The sequence below is a fragment of the Arthrobacter sp. ZGTC212 genome, from assembly GCF_002929255.1.
Classification (GTDB): domain Bacteria; phylum Actinomycetota; class Actinomycetes; order Actinomycetales; family Micrococcaceae; genus Arthrobacter_B; species Arthrobacter_B sunyaminii.
In genome coordinates, this window is the sequence record NZ_PJIJ01000005.1 from 65,863 (window position 1) to 85,656 (window position 19,794).

General features: G+C 64.6%; 19 protein-coding genes and 2 riboswitches. Of the genes, 12 read left to right on the top strand and 7 right to left on the bottom strand.

The window, feature by feature from the left end; genetic code table 11:
* Positions 1-175 precede the first annotated feature (175 nt).
* On the top strand, positions 176-1,813 hold the full coding sequence (gene groL, locus CXQ89_RS16865; protein ID WP_104104981.1) for a chaperonin GroEL: 1,638 nt from the start codon (positions 176-178) through the stop codon (positions 1,811-1,813).
* Between the two features lie 144 nt (positions 1,814-1,957).
* Here the strand turns inward: groL and CXQ89_RS16870 are convergent, their stop codons facing one another.
* The 6 genes from CXQ89_RS16870 to CXQ89_RS16895 all read right to left on the bottom strand — a co-directional run bounded on the left by CXQ89_RS16870 (position 1,958) and on the right by CXQ89_RS16895 (position 9,040).
* Positions 1,958-2,248, bottom strand: a complete 291-nt coding sequence (locus CXQ89_RS16870; RefSeq protein ID WP_104162121.1) for a WXG100 family type VII secretion target — start codon at positions 2,246-2,248, stop codon at positions 1,958-1,960.
* Between the two features lie 150 nt (positions 2,249-2,398).
* Positions 2,399-3,868, bottom strand: coding sequence for a HAMP domain-containing sensor histidine kinase (locus CXQ89_RS16875; protein WP_308471694.1), 1,470 nt, complete (start codon positions 3,866-3,868; stop codon positions 2,399-2,401).
* Between the two features lie 3 nt (positions 3,869-3,871).
* Entirely contained in the window at positions 3,872-4,585 is a 714-nt protein-coding gene (locus tag CXQ89_RS16880; protein WP_104056083.1) for a response regulator transcription factor, read from the bottom strand.
* Between the two features lie 80 nt (positions 4,586-4,665).
* On the bottom strand, positions 4,666-6,312 hold the full coding sequence (locus CXQ89_RS16885) for a DNA repair helicase XPB (RefSeq protein ID WP_104056085.1): 1,647 nt from the start codon (positions 6,310-6,312) through the stop codon (positions 4,666-4,668).
* Complete coding sequence (locus CXQ89_RS16890) at positions 6,305-8,737, bottom strand: helicase-associated domain-containing protein (RefSeq protein ID WP_104162123.1); 2,433 nt, start codon at positions 8,735-8,737, stop codon at positions 6,305-6,307. Before CXQ89_RS16890 ends, CXQ89_RS16885 begins: the two co-directional genes overlap by 8 nt.
* Before the next feature lie 39 nt (positions 8,738-8,776).
* Complete coding sequence (locus CXQ89_RS16895; RefSeq protein WP_104162124.1) at positions 8,777-9,040, bottom strand: hypothetical protein; 264 nt, start codon at positions 9,038-9,040, stop codon at positions 8,777-8,779.
* A 242-nt stretch (positions 9,041-9,282) separates the two neighbouring features.
* On the opposite strand from CXQ89_RS16895, the gene CXQ89_RS16900 reads away from it, so the two are divergent.
* Genes CXQ89_RS16900 through CXQ89_RS16910 form a run of 3 tightly spaced genes read left to right on the top strand, consistent with a single transcriptional unit; the run spans position 9,283 to position 11,543 of the window.
* The gene (locus tag CXQ89_RS16900) at positions 9,283-9,666 is read left to right on the top strand and encodes a cold-shock protein (protein ID WP_104056228.1); all 384 of its coding nucleotides are present in this window, start codon (positions 9,283-9,285) and stop codon (positions 9,664-9,666) included.
* A gap of 14 nt (positions 9,667-9,680) precedes the next feature.
* A complete protein-coding gene (locus CXQ89_RS16905) occupies positions 9,681-10,217 on the top strand; it encodes a DUF3027 domain-containing protein (protein ID WP_104162125.1) in 537 nt (178 codons plus the stop codon).
* 51 nt (positions 10,218-10,268) lie between these two features.
* On the top strand, positions 10,269-11,543 hold the full coding sequence (locus CXQ89_RS16910; protein WP_104162126.1) for an MFS transporter: 1,275 nt from the start codon (positions 10,269-10,271) through the stop codon (positions 11,541-11,543).
* A 41-nt stretch (positions 11,544-11,584) separates the two neighbouring features.
* Here the strand turns inward: CXQ89_RS16910 and serC are convergent, their stop codons facing one another.
* On the bottom strand, positions 11,585-12,715 hold the full coding sequence (serC, locus tag CXQ89_RS16915) for a phosphoserine transaminase (protein ID WP_104162127.1): 1,131 nt from the start codon (positions 12,713-12,715) through the stop codon (positions 11,585-11,587).
* Between the two features lie 229 nt (positions 12,716-12,944).
* Between serC and CXQ89_RS16920 the strand changes: the two genes are divergently transcribed.
* From CXQ89_RS16920 to CXQ89_RS16950, 8 genes are all read left to right on the top strand, one after another.
* Complete coding sequence (locus CXQ89_RS16920; protein ID WP_104056097.1) at positions 12,945-13,643, top strand: metal-dependent transcriptional regulator; 699 nt, start codon at positions 12,945-12,947, stop codon at positions 13,641-13,643.
* Between the two features lie 65 nt (positions 13,644-13,708).
* Positions 13,709-13,922, top strand: a riboswitch (cyclic di-AMP (ydaO/yuaA leader).
* Between the two features lie 2 nt (positions 13,923-13,924).
* Positions 13,925-14,695, top strand: a complete 771-nt coding sequence (locus tag CXQ89_RS16925) for a M23 family metallopeptidase (protein WP_104162128.1) — start codon at positions 13,925-13,927, stop codon at positions 14,693-14,695.
* A gap of 95 nt (positions 14,696-14,790) precedes the next feature.
* A riboswitch (cyclic di-AMP (ydaO/yuaA leader) is annotated at positions 14,791-14,977 on the top strand.
* Positions 14,978-14,980: 3 nt separating this feature from the next.
* Positions 14,981-15,817 (top strand): NlpC/P60 family protein, encoded by an 837-nt coding sequence (locus CXQ89_RS16930; RefSeq protein ID WP_104162129.1) that lies wholly within the window; start codon positions 14,981-14,983, stop codon positions 15,815-15,817.
* 32 nt (positions 15,818-15,849) lie between these two features.
* On the top strand, positions 15,850-16,695 hold the full coding sequence (locus tag CXQ89_RS16935; RefSeq protein WP_104162130.1) for an NlpC/P60 family protein: 846 nt from the start codon (positions 15,850-15,852) through the stop codon (positions 16,693-16,695).
* A gap of 217 nt (positions 16,696-16,912) precedes the next feature.
* Entirely contained in the window at positions 16,913-17,413 is a 501-nt protein-coding gene (locus tag CXQ89_RS16940) for an HNH endonuclease (protein WP_104056105.1), read from the top strand.
* 29 nt (positions 17,414-17,442) lie between these two features.
* The gene (locus tag CXQ89_RS16945) at positions 17,443-18,129 is read left to right on the top strand and encodes a molybdenum cofactor guanylyltransferase (RefSeq protein WP_219815635.1); all 687 of its coding nucleotides are present in this window, start codon (positions 17,443-17,445) and stop codon (positions 18,127-18,129) included.
* A gap of 32 nt (positions 18,130-18,161) precedes the next feature.
* Complete coding sequence (locus CXQ89_RS18675; protein ID WP_219815636.1) at positions 18,162-18,452, top strand: DUF6457 domain-containing protein; 291 nt, start codon at positions 18,162-18,164, stop codon at positions 18,450-18,452.
* Positions 18,442-19,734, top strand: a complete 1,293-nt coding sequence (locus tag CXQ89_RS16950; RefSeq protein ID WP_104162131.1) for a molybdopterin molybdotransferase MoeA — start codon at positions 18,442-18,444, stop codon at positions 19,732-19,734. Before CXQ89_RS18675 ends, CXQ89_RS16950 begins: the two co-directional genes overlap by 11 nt.
* The last annotated feature ends 60 nt before the right edge of the window (positions 19,735-19,794 follow it).

The window sequence follows — 19,794 nt, forward strand, 5'->3', positions numbered from 1 at the left end:
TTGCCGTATGACTGCTAAAAGCGGTCGGCGTTGAGTGAAAGAGCAAGCCACTGAGGTGAGGGCCTGCGGGAGCGTAAAGAGATCGCTCCTGTTGGCCCGTCCGTCGCGGGCACCGCAGTCTGGAATGCAACATCTAAGCACCCAGCATGACTGTTCCGGAAGGACGAAAGCCGTTATGGCCAAGATCATTGCATTTGACGAAGAGGCACGCCGCGGCCTCGAGCGCGGACTGAACATCCTCGCCGACGCCGTGAAGGTTACCCTCGGCCCGCGTGGCCGCAACGTTGTTCTTGAGAAGAAGTGGGGCGCCCCCACCATCACGAACGACGGCGTATCCATCGCCAAGGAGATCGAGCTCGACGATCCCTACGAAAAGATCGGCGCAGAGCTGGTCAAGGAAGTTGCCAAGAAGACTGATGACGTTGCCGGTGACGGTACCACCACGGCAACGGTCCTCGCCCAGGCACTGGTCAAGGAAGGCCTGCGCAACGTTGCTGCCGGCGCCGACCCGCTGAGCCTGAAGCGCGGCATCGAGAAGGCTGTCGAAGCTGTCACGGCCGAGCTCCTCGCCTCCGCCAAGGAAATCGAGACCAAAGAGCAGATTGCTGCCACGGCTTCCATCTCCGCCGGTGACCAGCAGATCGGCGATCTGATCGCTGAGGCGCTGGACAAGGTTGGCAAGGAAGGTGTTATCACCGTCGAGGAGTCCAACACCTTTGGCCTGGAGCTTGAGCTCACCGAAGGCATGCGCTTCGACAAGGGCTACATCTCCGGTTACTTCGTCACCGACGCCGAGCGCCAGGAAACGGTCCTCGAGGATCCGTACATCCTGATCGTGAACTCCAAGATCTCCAACGTGAAGGACCTCGTTGCCGTTCTCGAGAAGGTCATGCAGTCCGGCAAGCCGCTGCTGATCATCGCCGAAGACGTCGAAGGCGAAGCCCTGGCAACCCTGGTGGTCAACAAGATCCGCGGCACCTTCAAGTCTGTTGCCGTCAAGGCTCCGGGCTTCGGCGACCGCCGCAAGGCCCAGCTGGCTGACATTGCCATCCTCACCGGTGGCCAGGTCATCGCCGAGGAAGTTGGCCTGAAGCTGGAAAACGCCACGCTGGACCTGCTGGGCAAGGCCCGCAAGGTGGTAGTCACCAAGGACGAGACCACGATCGTGGAAGGCGCCGGTGACCCCGAGGAAATCGCGGGCCGCGTCAACCAGATCCGTGCGGAAATCGAGAACTCCGATTCTGACTACGACCGCGAGAAGCTGCAGGAACGCCTGGCCAAGCTGGCCGGCGGTGTTGCAGTCATCAAGGCCGGCGCTGCGACTGAAGTTGAGCTCAAGGAACGCAAGCACCGCATTGAGGACGCTGTCCGCAACGCAAAGGCTGCTGTTGAAGAAGGCATCGTCGCCGGCGGCGGCGTTGCCCTCATCCAGGCCGGCCTCAAGGCCTTCGCTAACCTGAACCTCGAGGGTGACGAAGCAACGGGCGCCAACATCGTCCGCGTTGCCATCGACGCCCCGCTGAAGCAGATTGCCTTCAACGCCGGCATGGAGCCGGGTGTTGTCGTGGACAAGGTCCGCGGCCTGCCCGAAGGCTTCGGCCTGAACGCTGCCACGGGCGAGTACGAAGACCTGCTGGCTGCCGGCGTCAACGACCCGGTAAAGGTAACCCGCTCTGCCCTGCAGAACGCGGCTTCCATCGCCGGTCTGTTCCTCACCACTGAAGCCGTTGTTGCCGACAAGCCTGAGAAGGCTGCTCCGGCAATGGGCGGCGGCGATGACATGGGCGGCATGGGCGGTATGGGCGGCTTCTAGCCCCCACGCCGATTCGTTCCCAAGGGCCGCCATGAGCCGGCGGGACGGATCACCATGACGCGGTTTTGAGAAGGCGCGGCACCTGCGGGTGCCGCGCCTTCCTGTTATTGGGAACTGCCCGTCTCAGTGCCGATACAAGGGATCTCAGTGCCGAAACAGGGCGACGTTTGCCGCTTCAGTTTCGGCGTACTGGGCCGAGGCGTGTCCGAGTGCCAGATTGATGCTTGCCAGGGACTCTTCGACTTTTGCCTGTGTGCTCCGCCAATCGGCCACGAGCGATTGAAAGTTGGCCGAGGCCTGTCCCTGCCATGACTCGCTTAGTGCCTGCAGGCCGGACTGCATTCGGTTGATGTCTGACTGGAGCCGGTCGATGGTTCCGCGCACCTCGGCGCTCTTGGCGTCCAGGATCTCGCTGTCCACTGATACCAGTGCCATGGTTGTCTCCGTTCAAAAGCTGTTCCGTTGGTCATTGAGCTTTTGACACTAGGCCGGTCGGGGAATTGAGGACGACCGTCCGCTGGAGACTGTGGGCAGCTTCAGCCCAGCCGTGCGCCGGCCCCGCCTGTGGAGGGCCGGCAACCCGGACTAGTCGTTGTCCGGCCGCTCCCCGGCGTCGTCGTCGAACTCCTCCGGAGCGCGGTAGGGCAGGCGGATGGACATTGTGGCGCCGCCGCCCTCAGTTTCGGAAAGGCGGACAGTGCCGTCATGCTGGGCCACCAGCGCGGCCACAATGGCCAGACCAAGGCCGGTACCGCCGGTTTCGCGGTACCGGGAGGAATCGGCCCGGTAAAAGCGTTCAAAGACCCGTGCCGCATCTTCTTCCGAGATGCCCGGTCCGTGATCCCGAACCTCCAGCACGGCGTCGGAACGGTTGTGGATAACCGGAGCCACCCCCACGGCGATCTCGATGGGAGAACCGTCAGGGGTGTAGCGCAGCGCATTGGTCATCAGGTTTGCCACAACCTGTCGCAGACGGGCCTCGTCACCGATGGTGGGGGCCGGACGCGGCTGCTGCCCATCCAGACCCACCACGCGGATGTCACGTCCCGGCGCACTGGCGCGCGCGTCCATGGCCGCATCATTCCCAAGAAGCATCAGGTCCACGGGCGCGTATTCCAGCGGGCGCTGTTCATCAATTCGGGCCAGGGTAAGCAGGTCTTCGACCAGCTGGCCCATTCGCTTGGCCTCACTCTCGATGCGGCCCATGGCGGCGCCAATTTCCTCCGGTTTCTGCAGGGCTCCGTGGCGGTAGAGTTCGGAGAATCCGCGGATGGTCACCAGCGGGGTGCGCAGCTCGTGGGAGGCGTCCTGGACGAAACGGCGCATCTTCTGTTCTGACTTGGTCCGCGCAGCAAACGCCGTTTCAATGTGGGCCAGCATGGCGTTGAGGGACCGCGAGAGCCTGCCGATTTCGGTTGCCGGGTTGCCCACATCCACGCGCCGGGACAGATCGCCGGCGGCAATGGCTGCCGCCGTCTTTTCCACCTGGCTGAGCGGGCGGAACTGGCGGGTTACTGCCCAGTATGCGATCCCAGTGGCGCCCAGAGTGCCCAGCAGCCCCACGGAGAACACCAGCGATGCTGCTTCATCCACTGTGGTGGCCACGGAATCCAGCGGCAGTGCCACCACAACGGATCCCGGAACATTCTCCAGCGCGAATACCTTCAACCGCCAGCCCTTGCTGCCCGGGGCGGTGCCGGGCACGGTCTTCCCCGCCTGTTCCAGCTCCAGGACTTCCTGAGCGGTGTAATGCGGCACATCGGGCGTGTCAGCGCGGGGATCGCTGTGGGTTTCCGGGCCGTAGCTGCCGTCATCGCGGAGGTAGAGTCCGTAGAACTGGAAGAGCGACGCGTCGCCGTTCTGGCCCTCCGAGACGAGATAGCGAGCAACGGCCGGCGCGTTGTCATCGATTTCCGCGTCCAGGCGGGTCACCAGGATTTGGCGCAGTACATAGATGGTGGCCAACCCCGTGATGGTGACGGTGATGACCATCAGGACTGCCATAATGGCTACGAGCTGGGTGCGCAGCGAGGCAGATTTCCAGCGACGGAGCAAGGCTTAGCGCTTCTCCGACGTACGCAGCAGGTAACCCACCCCGCGCTTGGTCTGGATCAGGGCGGGCGCGTCCGGGCTGCGGTCAATCTTGCGGCGCAGGTACGAAATGTAGGACTCCACAATGGAGGCGTCGCCGTTGAAGTCGTACTCCCAGACATGGTCCAGAATCTGGGCTTTGGACAATACCCGGTTGGGATTAAGCATCAGGTAACGGAGCAGCTTGAACTCGGTGGGGGAGAGATCAATAGTGACCCCGCCGCGGCGGACTTCATGCGCGTCATCGTCAAGCTCGAGGTCATCGACGCGCAGGACGGCGTCGTCGTCGTCGAGCGGCTGGGTCCGCCGCAGCACAGCGCGGATGCGTGCTACGACTTCGTCGAGGCTGAACGGCTTGGTGACGTAGTCATCCCCGCCTACGGTCAGCCCGGTGACCTTGTCCTCGGTGTCGTCCCGGGCCGTCAGGAAAACCACGGGGAAATGCCGGCCGGCCGCCCGCAGGCGCCGGGTGAGCGTGAAACCGTCCATGTCCGGGAGCATGACGTCCAGGACGGCAAGGTCCGGGGCATGCTCCTCCACGGCGGCAAGGGCCTCCCGCCCGTTTCCGGCGGCTACTACGTCGAAGCCGGCGAAGCGAAGGGAGGTGGAAAGGAGTTCGCGAATGTTGGGCTCGTCGTCAACGACCAGGAGACGGGCTTCAGGTCCGGATGATTTATTCACTCAATCAGTTTCTTACATTTAGCTGTGCGTTGTCTGTAGGTAGGCCCGACAGTTGCTGACTGCGAGCTGGTGTCTGGCGCCTAAACCGGCTTCTCGATGTCCGCCGCGTCGAGAATGGAGTAGGCGTAGCCCTGTTCAGCGAGGAAACGCTGCCGTTTAGCCGCGAAGTCCTGGTCCAGGGTGTCCCGTGCCACCACCGTGTAGAAGTGCGCCGCCTTGCCGTCGGCCTTGGGGCGCAGCAGCCGGCCCAGCCGCTGGGCCTCTTCCTGCCGGGAACCGAAGGACCCGGACACCTGCACGGCCACTGACGCTTCCGGCAGATCGATGGAGAAGTTGGCAACTTTGGAAACCACCAGGGTGGTCAGTGTGCCGTCCCGAAACTCGTTGAACAGCCGCTGGCGTTCCTTCACCGGAGTGTCACCCTTGATGACCGGGGCATCCAGGCGCTCCGCCAGCTCATCCAGCTGGTCCAGGTATTGCCCGATCACGAGGGTCTGCTCGCCGGCATGGCGGCGGACCAGCTGTTCGACGACGCCGGTCTTGGTTTCCGATGTCGAGCACAGGCGGTACTTGTCTGCGTCTTCTGCCATGGCGTAGGCCACCCGCTCATCGCGGGGCAGATCCACCCGGACCTCGACGCATTCGGCCGGGGCAATGTAGCCCTGCGCCTCAATGTCCTTCCACGGCGCGTCGTAGCGCTTGGGGCCGATCAGCGAGAAGACTTCACCCTCGCGTCCGTCCTCGCGTACCAGTGTGGCGGTCAGCCCCAGGCGGCGGCGGGCCTGCAGATCCGCCGTCATCCGGAAAATCGGCGCCGGCAGCAGGTGCACCTCGTCATAGATAATCAGGCCCCAGTCATTGGCATCCAGCAGCTCGAGATGCGGATACAGTCCGCCGCGCTTCAGCGTGAGCACCTGGTAGGTGGCGATGGTGACCGGCCGGACTTCCTTCACCGCCCCGGAATATTCGCCAATCTCATCTTCGGTCAGCGACGTCCGCTTGAGCAGCTCGTCCTTCCACTGCCGGGCCGAGACCGTGTTGGTGACCAGGATCAGGGTGGTGGTTGAGCTGGTGGCCATGGCCGCTGCGCCCACCAGCGTCTTCCCCGCGCCGCAGGGCAGGACGACGACGCCGGATCCGCCGGCCCAGAAGTTCTCCGTGGCGAGCTTCTGGTACGGGCGCAGCGACCAGCCGTCTTCATTGAGCATGATGGGGTGCGGGGTGCCGTCCACATAACCGGCCAGGTCCTCGGCAGGCCAGCCAAGCTTCAGCAGCAGCTGCTTGAGCTGTCCGCGCATGGAGGACTGCACCACCACGGTCTCGCCGTCGATCCTCGGGCCGAGCAGCGGCTGGATCTTCTTGGCGTGCATCACTTCTTCCAGCACCGGGTAGTCATTGGTGCGCAGCACCAAGCCGTGCTGGGGGTCCTTCTCCAGCCGCAGCCGTCCGTAGCGGGACATGGTTTCCTCAATGTCCACCAGCAGCGAGTGCGGTACCGGGAAGCGGGAGTAGGTCAGCAGGGTGTTAAGGACCTGCTCGGCGTCGAGCCCCGCGGCCCGGGCATTCCACAGGCCCAGCGGCGTCAGCCGGTAACTGTGGATGTGCTCAGGCGCCCTTTCAAGCTCGGCAAAGGCGGCGATGGCGTGCCGTGCCTCTGTCGATTGGGCATGATCCACCTCCAGCAGAATGGTTTTATCACTCTGGACAATCAATGGTCCGTCAGCCATGCGCCGGGGTATCCTCCACTATTTCGACATCCATGATTCGGTGCACCGACACCACTCTCTCCACGTCCCGGCGCGGATCAAAGACCCGCACCCGTCCGTCGGTGACTGATAAGGGAACGAAAATTTCCTGCCGCTGATTCCCCTGGCTGTCCACGACACCCATCCGGACCGAGCTGCGGGTGCGGATGGCTTCGCGGAGGATTTCCAACCCGATCAGGGGCTGGCTCTCGCTGCGTCCGGCGACGGGGGGTCCGGAGCCGCGCAGGGCTGCCAGCTGGTCCGCAATATCCTCGTCCGTCAGTTCCCAGGGATTGAGCCGGGTGCGCGACGACGCCGGTACGGTGATGGGCGGATGCGCGTGGGATCCGGCCACCGGGCGGGCACGGCCCTCCAGCGCGGGCGTGTATCCGAGCTCGCGCAGGGTGTGGGAGAGCTCCTGCGGGCTTGCCACGGAGCCGATGACGGTGGGTGACAGCCGCACCAGGCCCAGGGCAGCTGTGCCGGGATCGACCATCAGGCCGGAGAGCCCGTCCTCGTCGTCGCTTCGGAGGTAGGAAGCCATGGCACCGACCCGGAGCCGTCCGTAGCGGGCGGCGGTGTCTTCCACCAGATACCTTAACGGCTGGGGGACTTCCGTGGCTGAATGCCTGCGCAGGAAGTCCAGGATGTCCGCGGCGCTCTGCCCGTCATCCAGGGCGCGGCGGATGGAGTCAGCGCTGAAGCGGTAGATGGTGGCAGGGCCCTGGCCCTCAGCCACAGCAATGGAAGCGAGCTTGCGGGCGACGCCGGGCTCCAGATATCCGGGAGCGACAGCCGTCAGGTCCGCCTGCAGCAGGAAGGAGTTCAGCGGTTCCGGAAGCGCATTGCGCAGGCGTTCCACCGCAGTGTCCCAGTCGCCGGCGGCAACGGCGGCGCCCAGGCCGGTAAGGGCCCCCGATCCGAGCAACCCCAACTGGGCGGCTTCTTTGAGGATGCCGGGAACCAGCCGCGCAAAGCGGCGCTGAAGCCGGGGCTGGTGCCAGGTCAAGGCACCCACGAGGGATTCTCCGTCAAGGGCTCCCGTGGAACCTTCCTCAGCGGTGTCCTCCTCCAGCATGGCGGCAAGCATCTCCAGCGACCGTTTGCGCACCAGCGGTGCATCGGGACGGGATGCCTCGGCTGCCAGGGCGTTGACAGCTCCGCCGCCGGGCAGCGGACTGCCCACCAGGGAGGGAGCACGGTCTGCCTCCAGCCATGCGCTCACGAGCTGCTTCCACTGCTCATGCCGGTCCAGGGTCAGCCAGGTCTCCTCAGTGACGCACCAGCGGGAGGTGGTGACGTCCAGAGACAACAGGCCGGCCAGTGCGGCCAGTTCCAGCAGCCAGGCGGTGGAGGGCACATCAACGCGCAGTGCTTCCGAAACCCGGCGCACCTCCCGCACTCCCACTCCGCCTGAACGCAGTGTGCTGATCGGTGTTGACGCGGCAAGGGTCAGCAGCTCGGTGACCAGCCGCAGGGTTTCGGCCACTGCCCCGAAAGCGGCATTATCCCGCACGTTGTTGGAGACACGCCGGGTTGCCGGAACGGGAGGTGAAAGCTTGAAATCAGAAACAATGACGTGACCCCGGGAGGCCTGGCCCACGGGGCGGGGAAGCTCCACATGCAGCGCATCCAGTGGAACCAGAAGTCCGCGGGCCACCAGCCACTCCACGGGTGTGGGGGAAGGATTATCAAGCACGGCACGGCCCAGCGCGGCCTTTTTGGGGATGGTACCCACCGGGGAGTACTTGAACCGTCGAAGGAGGTCGAGGGTTTGCTGCGGCGCATCGGCCATCAGCATGCTCCAGCCGGCCGGATCCGAAACCAGGTGGTGCAGCGAGTGGGCCGCGGTGGCAGGGGTGTCGGCCCTTTCCATGGGAATGCCGCTTTGGCGCAGTCCCTCCACAATGCCCACGAGCCGCTGGCCGAATTCCGGTTGGTGGACTGCAAGCGTGGAATAGGGCCGGCCCAACCCCGCGGGGTAGGCGCCCAGCGCTTCCCCCAGCACTGAGACCGGCAAATAGAAGCGGCGTCCGGCGTCGGCCTTGGGCGCTCCGGGGTGCGGAGTGGCGCGGCGCAGCAGGGCAAGTGCGTGCAGGTGGTTAAGGATGGCGTCCAGGGCCTTGATGGTGGACCCGGCTATGGCGCTCTTCAGCCACGACGCCGTGGTGCTGAGGTGCGAGTTTTCATTGGTCGTCAGGTCCACGGCCTCCAGGACCTGCAGCTCGGGGGAGGTGAGCTTTTCCAGCACGCGCTGGACGCTGATCCGTGTTGACGCACGGGCCGCAAGGGCTTGGAAATCAGGGACCGGAGGCAGGACCAGGTCTGGTCGGGCCGCAAGCAATTCACGCAGTTGGTCGTCACTGCGTGCAGCTAGATCTTCGGCTAAAGCTCGGATCGCGGACATCGTCTCCACGTTACCCGACCAGGAACCAAAACAAACGGCTTAGCCGCGTCGCCTGCGGCGGATTCCGTCAATTATTAGGCCTGCCATCAGGAGGAATGCCGCCGGGAGCAAATAGATGGCCCCCGCGGCGAAGCCGGGCCAGACGCTCTCACCGCGAAGAGCGGAGAGGAGAACAACTCCCAGGCAGAGCAGACCCAGGACAGCCAGCATCGCGGCCGTGCCCGAGAGCACCCGTCGAAAAATGGACTTCTGGAGGGCGGTGCGTTGCGGTGTCTCGCCGGGCGAAGGCGTGCGGGTGTCCATGGGCTTTAACGCTAACAGCGGAAACGGTGCCCTCCAAAGGTTGGGCACGGAGAAGGATTACCCGGGCGGGATATTCTAAAGGGAACAGACTTCCCCGTAGTATCTCTCCCGTAGTATCTGGCAGGCCCGCATTAAGTGGAAACAGTTGCCGCGCACCAGTGCTGCACGCGGACGAAATTACGGGATGCGGACAATGCGGCAGGCATCTGCTGCACTCAACAGCTAAGAACGAGGTAACCGAAGTGCCCATCGGCAAGGTCAAGTGGTTCGACACTGGTAAAGGTTTTGGGTTTCTGGCCACAGACGAGGGCCAGGAAGTATTTCTTCATGCCTCTGCGCTTCCGGCCGGTGTCACCGAGGTAAAGCCCGGTACCCGCATGGAGTTTGGTGTTGCCGACGGGCGGCGGGGGCCACAGGCCCTCTCGGCCCGGATCCTGGAAGCTCCGCCGTCGGTGGCCCGGGCCACGCGCAAGAGCGCGGATGACATGGCAATCATTACCGAAGACCTTATTAAACTGTTGGATGCAGTCTCGAACGGCCTGCGCAAGGGCCGGTATCCGGATAAGAAGCATGCCACCAAGGTGGCGGCCGTTCTGCGTGCCGTTGCCGATGACCTGGACGTATAAGGCGGACTCGCTGCATGAGCACTAGCGCAACAGAATCTTCCGAAACGGTTTCCGCGGCAGCTGCTGCCGACGGAACCCAGTCACCTGCCAAGGCCCCCCGCCGCGTACGCCGGCCATCGAAGCCGGACGCGGTTTTGGCAGCCGCCGTTGAAACGGCCCGTGCAGGGCTTCTCGAAGTTGTTCCGGCTGAGCAGATCGGGTCCTACATCGGTGCGTTTCCCGACGCGGAGCGCCTGGTAACGCACCGTTTTGAGTCCCTGCGCCCCGGCTACAACGGCTGGCACTGGTATGCCACGGTGGCGCGGGTGCCGCGGGGCAAAGCGGCGACGGTGTGTGAGGTGGGCCTGCTGCCCTCGGAACATGCTGTTCTGGCTCCCGAGTGGCTGCCGTGGTCGGAACGGCTGCGTCCGGAGGACGTTGCCGCTGAGGAAGCCGCCCGTGCGGCGCAGGAACGCGAACAGCCCGACGGCGACGGCAACGCAGCAGACGATGCCGCAGTCAGTGCCGGGGACGGCACCGGCCAGGACGGGGCAGCGCAGGAGGATCGTTAAACCAGTGGGTCCGGGGGAAATCATCAAGTCTTGTGTGGCCGGTGGTGAGCTGTGTTCCGGTCGCTGAGGTTCTTTAACTACCGCATCTGGTTCCTGGGTGCGCTGGTGTCCAATATCGGCACCTGGATGCAGCGGACCGCCCAGGACTGGCTCGTGTATGACATCCTTACGGACCAGGATGCCGCCGCGATGGGCATTGTCATGGCCCTGCAGCTCGGTCCCCAGCTGGTGCTGGCTCCCTGGGCCGGGCTGATTGCCGACACTTACAACCGGCGCAGGGTGCTGGTCTTCACTCAGGTGGCCATGGCCGCTCTGGGCCTGGGGCTGGGGGTGCTGGTCCTTTCGGGCGCCGCCCAGCTGTGGCATGTTTACGCGTTTGCGCTTGCACTGGGCGTGGTCTCCGCCGTGGATGCGCCGGCCCGCCAAAGCTTCGTTTCGGAAGTCGTGGGTGAATCCGACCTGCCCAACGCCGTTGCCCTGAACAGTGCCTCGTTCAACGGTGCCCGCATGGTCGGCCCCGCCGCAGCAGGACTGCTGACGGTTGCGGTAGGCCCGGGCTGGGTCTTCCTTATTAACACCCTCACTTTCGCAGCCATGGTCATCGCCCTGCTGAAGATGCGCAGCAGCGAACTGAGGGTCCTGCCCAAAGCGGCTCCGGGCAAGGGGCGCATCAGGGCGGGTTTGCGGTACGTCCGGCTTCGCCCCGACCTGATGATGGTGCTTCTGGGCGTGTTTATCGTGGGCACCTTCGGACTCAACTTCGCCGTTTTCATTGCCGCCATGGCCCGCACCGAGTTTGGCCAGGATGCCGGAATCTTCGGGTTGCTGAACTCGGTCATGGCCATTGGATCGCTGTGCGGGGCGCTGCTCTCGGCACGGCGGGACAAACCGCGGCTGCGTTTTGTCTTCGGTGCGGCCGGGGCTTTTGGTGCAGCCTGCCTGGTGGCAGCCTCAGCGCCCACCCTGTTGTGGTTTGCCGTGTCCCTCATCCCGGTGGGGCTCTTTGCGCTCACCCTGATGACCAGCGCCAACGCCTATGTCCAAACGACCACCACCCCGGTGATGCGCGGGCGGGTGATGGCGCTGTACTTCGCCATCTTCATGGGCGGGACCCCCATTGGCGCTCCTCTGGTGGGCTGGGTTTCCAACAGCTTTGGGCCGCGCTGGAGCCTGGGCGTTGCCGCCGCTTCCGGGCTCATCACCGCCGTGGTGGGTTTCGTCTGGGCATGGCGGGCGCACCACCTGCGGATTCGCTACGACCGCGCCCTTCCCCGGCGGCTCCACATGACTACCAGTGAGACAGAACAGGACCCGGGCCTGGTCTAAGGCCGGGTCCTGCTGGTTGGCTGTCTCGCTGTCCGGGGGAACTAGCGGGTGTGCTCGATGACGTAGTCAATGCACCGCAGCAGCGCGCTGACGTCGTCCGGCTCGATGGCCACGAACGTCGCGATCCGCAGCTGGTTGCGGCCGAGCTTGCGGTAAGGCTCCACATCGACGACGCCGTTTGCGCGCAGCGTCTTTGCGATTGCCGCCGCATCAATGCTGTCGTCGAAGTCAATCGTGGCAATGACATTGGAGCGGTCCTCGGGCCGGGCCACGAAGGGAGTGGCCACCGGGGAAGCTTCCGCCCAAGCATAGATCCGGCCGGCGGAGTCCGCTGTGCGCGCGGTGGCGAAGTCCAGCCCGCCGTTCGCGTTCAGCCATTCGATTTGCGCGTTCAGCGTGACCAGGGTGGACAGCGACGGCGTGTTGTAGGTCTGGTTGAGCTTGGAATTGTCGATGGCCGTCTGCAGGTTCAGGAAATCGGGAATCCAGCGGTCCGTTGCATTGATCTGCGCTGCCCGTTCCAGTGCTGCGGGGGAAAACATGCCCAGCCACAGCCCTCCGTCGGAAGCGAAGTTCTTCTGCGGAGCAAAGTAGTACACATCGGACTCCGCCAGGTCCACATCCAAGCCACCGGCGGCAGAGGTCGCGTCGATGAGGACCAGTGAATCGGCGTCGGCGCCCTGAACTCGCCGGACCGGTGCGGCGACGCCCGTGGATGTTTCATTCTGGGGCCAGGCGTAAACGTCCACGCCGGCCTCAGCGACAGCCTCGGGACGGGTTCCCGGGTCAGCCTTGATGATGGAGGACTCCGCGAGGAACGGAGCCTTGTTGGTGGCCGCGGCGAACTTGGAACCGAACTCGCCGAAGGACAAATGCTGTGCTTTTTCCCGAACCAGGCCGAAGGACGCCACATCCCAGAATGCGGTGGAACCGCCTACCCCAAGTACCACCTCGTAGCCGTCCGGTGCGCGAAAAAGGCTGGAGAGTCCCTCCCGGACGCTCCCCACAAGATTCCGGACGGGTGCCTGGCGGTGGGAGGTGCCGAGCAGGTTTGAGCCGGCGCGGGACAGTGCTTCCATCTGTTCCGGGCGCACCTTGGAGGGCCCGGCACCGAACCGCCCGTCCCGGGGGAGTAGTTCGGCGGGAATCGTAAGCGCGGCGGTTTCGCCCATGGGGTATCGCTCCAAGCGGTAGGCAGGGTGCTCTGATATGCCCTTTTATTCTGCCCCACCGTGCCGTGTCCGGGCCATTTGTGAACTCGCTCAGCAAGGTGCCGGACACTGCTGGAATTATCCGCCCTGTGGGTCAATGAAGTAACGTATTGGCAGTAATCACCTGTGGCGGCGGCGTCCCGCCGTTGTTCTCCTGATCTTCCCTCGAATACATAGGAGCGGCCCTGCCATGACGGACCTCATTGATACCACTGAGATGTATCTGCGGACCATCCTGGAGCTTGAAGAGGAGAACATCGTTGCGCTCCGGGCGCGGATCGCAGAACGCCTGCGCCATTCCGGGCCAACGGTTTCCCAGACAATCGGCCGGATGGAACGGGACGGACTGGTGGTGGTGTCCGGGAACAGGCATCTCGAGCTGACCGAACTGGGCCGGCGCCGGGCAACAGAAGTGATGCGTAAGCACCGTCTGGCGGAACGGCTGCTCTCAGACGTGATCGGCTTGGACTGGGCGTATGTGCATGATGAAGCCTGCCGCTGGGAACACGTGATGAGCGAGCGGGTGGAGCGGCGCCTTTACGAATTGTTGGGCCGGCCCACGGAATCGCCGTACGGAAACCCCATCCCGGGCCTGGAAGAGATTGGCGGAGTAGCCGCCGAACTCTTCCACCACGGAGTCATCAACCTGGTTGCGGCGGTTGCCGCGACTGAGCCCGGAACCAAGCTGCAGCTGGTTCGTCTTGCCGAGCCGGTCCAGGTGGAGCCCGAGCTGCTCGTCCAGCTTGATGAGGCAGGGCTGCGCCCGGGAGCGGAACTTACCGCCGAGACGGTGGCCGGCTACATCTCCGTGCGCGTACCAGGAATTGAAGGGGCACTCGAGCTTCCTCCAGAGGTAGCCAACCACGTGTTTGTTTCCACCGCTGGATAACGGAATGGTCTCTTTTGGCTTCCTTAACCTATAGTGACTTACTGACGTTGAAATAACACCGTTATCCGGGCCTTACGCCGAACCCTGCCACTGGCCCGGAATTTCAGACTTTCAGGCAGGGGCGGAGGACCCATCAATCGGCAGCCAAGGCTGCCTCGGGGTGAAGCCTCCAGCATCAGCACAGCGGCCGCACCACTGGTGCGGCCGGTGGTGAGTGCGGGGCCGAGTTTCTCTACTCGAATCCGACAGCTAACTTCGCAGGCATATGAGAGAGGTATACCTTGTCGAAGCATGCTGCCCCGGGCAGGCGCCGCGCGTCTGCTCCGGCCCCGGCTCCACGCCCCCGGAACGGCCAGACTTCCGGCCGCCGCCGCGCAGAAACCAAGAACCACACCCTAGGTGACACCGCACAAAAGGTAGCCATCACAGCGGCAACCTCCGGCCTGATCCTCACCGTTGCCATCCCCACCACCGCCGCCGTCAGTGAGCCCGTGCAGGAACTGCAGTCTGTTGCGGTTGAAGCCCCGGTGGTATCGGCTGACCCCGAAGCAACCGTCAGCTTTGAACGCGCCGCGCTCAGCAGCAAATTCGATCCCGAAGCCAAACTCCGACACGTGGTTGTTGCCTCGGGTTCGGAGGTCTCTGCAGGCGCGGCCAAGGGAACGCTCGCGAAGCCGCTGGCAGCGGACCTCATTGAAACGTCGGGCTTCGGCTACCGTGTCAGCCCGATCACGGGCACGGCGGGCGAGATGCACCGCGGCCAGGACTTTTCGGCCGCCTGCGGCACTGACGTCACGGCAGCTGCGTCCGGGACCGTGACCTTCTCGGGCTGGCACGCCTACGGTGGCGGCAACCGCGTGGTTGTGGACCACGGTAACGGTGTTGAAACGACTTACAACCACATGTCCAGCCTTGCCGTTGCTGTGGGAGCCACCGTGGAGCGGGGAGACCTGGTGGGGGCCAGCGGTACCACCGGTGCTTCCACGGGCTGCCACCTGCACTTTGAGGTCATGGTGAACGGCGAAGTTGTTGACCCGCTGGGCTGGCTGTGACCGCAGGATAACCATTCCGTGACCTGAACGTGACATTGGCCAAATGTTGTTGTAAGGTCATCCTCGTGCCTGATCGACCTAAAGATCGGGCACCCTCTAACAGATCGCCGAGCTCTGCCACTGTCTGAGGTCCGTTCGCAACATCGCATGGCAGAGGCGGGGGAACCAAATTCGGGCTTCGCAAGAAGCCCTTGGGGTTAAGTTGCCAGGCTTCACAGCCGGCAACCGGGTGACTCCCATCCGAATCCGACAGCTCACCTCGCAGGCATTGGGAGAGGCAAACTTGTGTCATCAGTAGCTCACGGCCGCCGTCGCGCGGCCACCGTCCAGTCGAGCCCAATTTCAGCATTGTCCCGGGCCGTCACCTCCAATGTGGGAACCATCGGCCGCCAGGCAGCCGTCGTCGTCGCTGCTTCAGGACTCGTCCTGGCCGCTGGTCTTCCCGCCCAGGCAGCCGTCAGCACCGATCGTCAGGCACTCGAGGCCACGCCGCTCAGTGCCGTGACCACCACCGGCGCCGTTTCGGTCTCCGCACAGGCACCCTTCGAACTGGCCACCATTGAGCCGGTCTCCGCTGTGTCCGGCGCTGAATACCGTGCCCAGGTTGCTGCGGAAGAAGCAGCAGCGGCTGCCGCCGCCGTAGCCCAGGAGCAGGCAGCTCAGGCCCAGCAGGCTGCCGCCGTTCAGGCGCAGCAGGCCGTAGCCGTTCAGGCCCAGCCCGCCGCCCCGGCCGCCACCAACGCGGCACCGGCAGCGGCTCCGGCCGTCAACACCCCGGCTCCCGCAGCTGCTTCGGCTCCTGCTCCCGCAGCCAGCGGTATTGGCGCGGCCCTGGTAGCCTCCGCCTACTCGCAGATCGGCGTTGCCCAGGACTGCACCGCCATGGTGGAGAATGCACTGCGTTCGGTTGGCAAGTCGGTTGGCGACCTGGCTCCCGCACAGTTCTTCGCCTACGGCTCTGTTGTCGGCTCGCCCGAGCCGGGCGACCTCGTCATCACCTCCGGCCACGTAGCAATCTACGTGGGCAACGGTCAGGTAATCAGCGGCGGCTTCGACGGTATGAACACCGTTCTGCACCCGCTGTCCTACCTCGGCGGCGCAAGCTTCGTCCGCGTCAGCTAAGCCCAGTTGCAGATAACGGAGACTTCACTCGCATGACTTCTACAACTGAGCGTGCCCGTCACCGGGCACCGGTGGAACGCACCGCCCCGCTGAGTGCACTTGCCCAGGCAGTGTCCGCCAACGCCGGTACCATGGGACGGCAGGCGGCTGTTGTTGTTGCCGCATCCGGCCTGGTTCTGGCTTCCGGTGTCGCAGCCAACGCGACAGGTTCCGATGTCGCCCGCGACGTTCAGACCAGCACGCTGGACCTGACCGCTGCCGCACAACTGACGGTTCCTTCCACTGCTTCCGTGAACTTTGACCGTCCGGCCGTTGCCGGTGTCATTACGGCTCCTGAAACAGTGCAGCCTGAGATCGCCGTGCAGTCCCAGACTGCGCTGCAGACGCCGGCCGTGCAGTCTGAGGCAGGGCAGTCCGAGGCAGGGCAGTCCGCGGCAGAGCAGTCCCAGGCAGCTGCCCCGCTGCAGGATGCAACTCCTGCGGGCTACGGTGCACAGCCTGCCGTCTCGGCCAGCCCCGCTCCGGTCCAGGACAGCGCTCCGGCGGCGTCCGGTACGGCTTCCATCATTGCAGCGGCTGCTTACGCCCAGCTGGGCGTGTCGCAGGACTGCACCATGCTGGTTACCAACTCACTGGCTGCTGCAGGAATCAGTTTTCACGACTGGCCTGCAGGCTACCTGTCCCTGGGCAGCACCGTCAGCGCCTCACAGGCTGTTCCGGGCGACCTGATCTACTACGCAGACGGCGGCATGGGTATGGCCCATATTGCTGTTTACGTGGGCAACGGCCAGGCCATCCACGGCGGCTTCAACGGAAACTCCACGGTAGTCGCTCCGGCCGAGCTCGGCTCGGGCGGCGTGTACATCCGGGTCCGCTAGAAGGCCTGTAAAACACTCTGCGCACGCTCCGATACGCCGGAGTTGTCAAGGGTTCCTCCTTCGGGGGGAACCCTTGACGCGTTTAAACCTGCGGCTGGTGCCGGAAATGGCGAAGACCCGGATGTGGGCATACCCTTTCCATAGATCATCCGAAGTCCCTTCATCCGTCGACGGGTCTGGCCCCGCCGACGGACCGCAGGCGAAGAGGAAAACGTCTATGCGCACTCTCGTTCTGAATGCCGGGTATGAGCCGTTGGCTGTAGTGAGCTTCCGGCGGGCGCTGGTGCTGGTGTTGGCAGGAAAAGCAAGCGTTGTTGCAGAAGACGGCGAACCAGTGGTTGGGCCCACGGAAATCCTTCCTCGACCATCAGTGATCCTGCTGCACCGTTATGTGAAAGTTCCGTATCGGGAAGGCACCGTTGCCACCCGGCGCGGAGTTCTGCGCCGTGATGGTCACCAATGTGCCTACTGCGGCAAGGCTGCGTCCACCGTGGACCACGTCCTTCCCCGGGCCAGGGGCGGGGCGGACAGTTGGGAAAACCTGGTTGCATGCTGCTTGCGGTGCAACAATGCAAAAGGCGACAGGACCCTCACCCAGCTGGGATGGCAGCTTAGGTTCCGGCCCCAGCCGCCGCGGGGAGCACGCTGGCAAATTCGCGAATTGGAACGGCCGGCACCGCAATGGAATCAGTTCCTCGATGCCGGCACCGCAGCCTGATGGAGCCCAATACCTGGGGGTTGGGCCATATGGCCGAACACAATGCCATTATTCTTGCTGGCGGGAGATCGTCCCGGCTCGGCGGAACACCGAAAGCTCTGCTGGAGTCTTCCGGCCGCACGCTTCTGGCAGTTGCGCTGGAGGCTGCGTCCGGGGCACGCAGCTGCGCCGTAGCGGGGCCGCCGGAGCTGTCCGCTGCTGTGGAGGCATCCGGTGTTCCTGCGCAATTGGTCCGGGAGGACCCGCCGTTCTCGGGCCCGGCAGCCGCCGTAGCCGCAGCATGGACTGCGCTGGCGTCACGGGATGAGTTCACGGGGACAACCCCGCCCGAATGGACGCTGGTCCTTGCCTGCGACATGCCGTTCATCTCTGCGGCAGTAACGGCGCTCCTCCTTGAAGCAGGCAACTCGGCAGACGACAGTGATGAAGGGAGCCGGCAGCCCCAATCCCTCCTCTGCGTGGACGAATCCGGAAGATCCCAGCCGTTGGCCGGACTGTATCGAACGGCTGCCCTGGGCGCCGCCGTCAGCTTCTTCGACAGGCCTGGCGGACTGGAAAACCTTTCAATGAAGCGGCTCCTTGCTAGGGTGCAATGGAGGAACGTTGCGGTGCCGCCCCACAGCACAGCGGACATTGACACCTGGGAGGACGCGGGCCGCTGGTCAGTGAAACCCGGAACCACCGGGGACCCGGATGCGCCCGCGGCGTTGAACTAGCGTGCAGATATGCGCCGATAAAGGAGCAGGAAATGGCAAGCCAGGAAGAGGAACTCGAAGCGTGGTGCGGCAGACTGCTCACCTCCTTGGAGCTTGAAGACACCACAGTGGACGTTGGCGCAGTGTTGCAGCTGGCCTCCGTTGCAGCGCACACGGTAGTCCGCCCGGCTGCTCCGCTGACCACCTTCATTGCGGGATTCGCGGCAGGCCTGGCGGCCGGGAGCGGCCAGGCCGACGACGCCGCCGCCATGGGCGCAGCGATGCGCGTGGCTGCCCGAGAATGCAAGAACTACGGTGAAACCGGAGATACTGATGACCACTGACAACTCAACGCCCGTCATACTTCCGCTGCAGCCGAACGCAGCGTGGGAACATGCCCGTAGCTCCGCATACTCCGCAGGACGGCCGCTTCCCTATGAAACAGTCCCGCTGGCCGAGGCACTGGGGCAAATCCTCGCGCTGGATACAACGGCGCTGCAACCGGTTCCCCACTATGCTTCCTCTGCGATGGACGGCTGGGCCGTATCCGGTCCGCCGCCCTGGCAGCTGGTGACCCAGGAAGAACCCCGGGCCGAGCGCTGGCAGATCCACAAGGAATCAGGGCGCCGCCCGCTGCAGCCCGGACAGGCCGTGGCCATCCTCACCGGCGGGATGATTCCTGCCGGTGCAAGCAGTGTGCTTCGCTCCGAAAGCGGTGTTGTCTCCGGCGATGACAAGCTCACCCTCAGCTCCAGCGCCCGAGGAGACGAACCCAGCGTCGGCGAGCACATCCGGCCGGCGGGGGAAGAGGCGGCGGCCGGCGAAGTCACCATTACACGCGGCACCGTGCTCAACCCCGCACACATTGCCCTGGCAGCTGTGTGCGGGCATGACACCTTGCCGGTGCTGCGCCCTCCCCGCGTGTCCCTCCTGCTGACCGGCGATGAAGTCATTGAGTACGGGCTTCCGGAAGCCGGCCAGGTGCGGGATACTTTCGGCCCCCAGCTGCCCCAGCTGGTGACCATGCTGGGCGGCCGCATGGATGTGGTGAGGCGTCTCTCGGACCGTTATGAAGACGTTGTGGCGGCATTGAGCTCCGACGCCACGGACGAGATGTCCATCGCGATGTCCTCCGGAGACGTGCTGATCACCACCGGAGGTACCGGCCGGTCTGAGGCCGACCACCTGCGCCAGGCACTGGAGGACATGCAGGCTGAGATGCTGATCGACGGCATCGCCATGCGCCCCGGACACCCCACCATGCTGGCACGCCTTCCCGACGGACGTTTGCTTGTAGCGCTTCCCGGCAATCCGCTGGCTGCCATGATGGCGGTCTTCACCGTCCTCCAGCCGCTTCTGGACGGGCTCCGCGGCGCTCCGCTCCCGCCCGAACGACATGTGCTCGCCGGAGTGGATATCGAGCCGCTGCCGGGACGGACGCGGCTTATTCCGTGCCGGATCGAGGACGGCAGGGCGGTGCCGTCGCCATACTTCCGATCGGGAATGCTTCGGGGGATCGCGGACGCTGATGCGGTGATGGTGGTCCCCGAGGCAGGGTGCACCACTGACGAAGCCGTTACCGCGCTGCCGCTGCCCTGGACGGTAGAGCAGCCTCCGGCACGTTAGGGCAGGCGCGGCACACCGGACGGGCAGCCGCCACGGTGGAAGAGCAGGCAGCGGTTGAAT

Excerpts from the sequence above, each read along its gene's own strand:
- CXQ89_RS16920 (WP_104056097.1), top strand. The coding sequence starts at position 12,945 with ATGACGGACCTCATTGATACCACTGAGATGTATCTGCGGACCATCCTG.
- CXQ89_RS16945 (WP_219815635.1), top strand. The coding sequence starts at position 17,443 with ATGGCCGAACACAATGCCATTATTCTTGCTGGCGGGAGATCGTCCCGG.
- CXQ89_RS16940 (WP_104056105.1), top strand. The coding sequence starts at position 16,913 with ATGCGCACTCTCGTTCTGAATGCCGGGTATGAGCCGTTGGCTGTAGTG.
- CXQ89_RS16885 (WP_104056085.1), bottom strand. The coding sequence starts at position 6,312 with ATGGCTGACGGACCATTGATTGTCCAGAGTGATAAAACCATTCTGCTG.
- CXQ89_RS18675 (WP_219815636.1), top strand. The coding sequence starts at position 18,162 with ATGGCAAGCCAGGAAGAGGAACTCGAAGCGTGGTGCGGCAGACTGCTC.
- serC (WP_104162127.1), bottom strand. The coding sequence starts at position 12,715 with ATGGGCGAAACCGCCGCGCTTACGATTCCCGCCGAACTACTCCCCCGG.
- groL (WP_104104981.1), top strand. The coding sequence starts at position 176 with ATGGCCAAGATCATTGCATTTGACGAAGAGGCACGCCGCGGCCTCGAG.
- CXQ89_RS16890 (WP_104162123.1), bottom strand. The coding sequence starts at position 8,737 with ATGTCCGCGATCCGAGCTTTAGCCGAAGATCTAGCTGCACGCAGTGAC.
- CXQ89_RS16895 (WP_104162124.1), bottom strand. The coding sequence starts at position 9,040 with ATGGACACCCGCACGCCTTCGCCCGGCGAGACACCGCAACGCACCGCC.
- CXQ89_RS16870 (WP_104162121.1), bottom strand. The coding sequence starts at position 2,248 with ATGGCACTGGTATCAGTGGACAGCGAGATCCTGGACGCCAAGAGCGCC.
- CXQ89_RS16905 (WP_104162125.1), top strand. The coding sequence starts at position 9,681 with ATGAGCACTAGCGCAACAGAATCTTCCGAAACGGTTTCCGCGGCAGCT.
- CXQ89_RS16950 (WP_104162131.1), top strand. The coding sequence starts at position 18,442 with ATGACCACTGACAACTCAACGCCCGTCATACTTCCGCTGCAGCCGAAC.
- CXQ89_RS16935 (WP_104162130.1), top strand. The coding sequence starts at position 15,850 with ATGACTTCTACAACTGAGCGTGCCCGTCACCGGGCACCGGTGGAACGC.